Below are 1,052 nucleotides of genomic sequence, written 5' to 3'. Positions count from 1 at the left end.
GGACGGAGCCGTGCACGGCGTGGTCGGCCACCCAGGGCTGGGCGTCCAGGGAGACCCTGGCGGTGAACGTCACGGCCTCCGAGTCGGGGGACGCCACGACCGCCGCGAGCAGCGGGTGGTCGAACGCGTCCTGCCCGACGGCGACGGCATCGGTGGCCGGCTTGGCCGCGTCCACCCAGTAGCGGCTGCGCTGGAAGGGGTACGTGGGCAGAGCGACCCTGCGGGCGCCGGTACCGGCGTAGAACGCCTCCCAGTCCACCCGGGCCCCGTCCGCGTACAGCCGGCCCACGGCCGCGAGCAGCGACTCGGGCTCGTCGCGCTTCTTGCGTACCAACGGTACGAAAGTGCTGTCTTCGGCGGTGGCGGAGCCGGCGCCGAGCGCGGTGAGCACCGCCTCCGGGCCGATCTCGATGAACGTACGCGCGCCGAATGCCTCGGCAGCCACGACCGCGTCCGCGAACCGGACGGCCTCGCGGACCTGGCCGACCCAGTAGTCGGCGGACTGCCACTCCGAAGACAGCTCGCCGGAGACAGTGGAGACGACGGGGATACCCGGCTCGGCGAAGACCAACCCCTCGGCCACCGCCCGGAACTCGTCCAACATCGGCTCCATCAACGCCGAGTGGAACGCGTGCGAGACGGCAAGACGGCTGGTCTTACGGCCGATGGCTGAGAAGTGCTCCCCCACCGCCGAAGCGGCTTCCTCGGTACCGGAGACCACCACGGACTGCGGCCCGTTGACGGCTGCGATGCCTACCCCGCCAGTGAGGACGGGAAGCACCTCGTCCTCGGTCGCCTGCACCGCCACCATCGCGCCACCGGCCGGCAGCGCCTGCATCAACCGACCACGGGCGACGACCAGCCGCGCCGCGTCCGCGAGGGAGAGCACCCCCGCCACGTGCGCGGCGGCCAGCTCACCGATCGAGTGCCCCACGACCATGTCCGGCGTAACCCCCCACGCCTCGACCAGCCGGAACAACGCCACCTCGAACGCGAACAGCGCGGGCTGAGTGAAGGACGTCTTGTTCAGCGCCTCCGCGTCTTCCCCCCAC

The 1,052-nt window shown here is 71.8% G+C and carries 1 protein-coding gene; it reads right to left on the bottom strand.

Translation table 11 applies throughout. The features are described 5' to 3' along the window. Positions 1-1,052 (bottom strand): acyltransferase domain-containing protein (locus E6R62_RS37435; protein ID WP_136217907.1); only part of this gene is annotated, 1,052 nt, incomplete at both ends.

The organism is Streptomyces sp. A1136 (genome assembly GCF_004795055.1).
Lineage (GTDB): Bacteria > Actinomycetota > Actinomycetes > Streptomycetales > Streptomycetaceae > Streptomyces.
The sequence above is the reverse complement of the archived record's forward strand: the minus strand, read 5'-3'. Positions and strand labels throughout refer to the sequence as shown.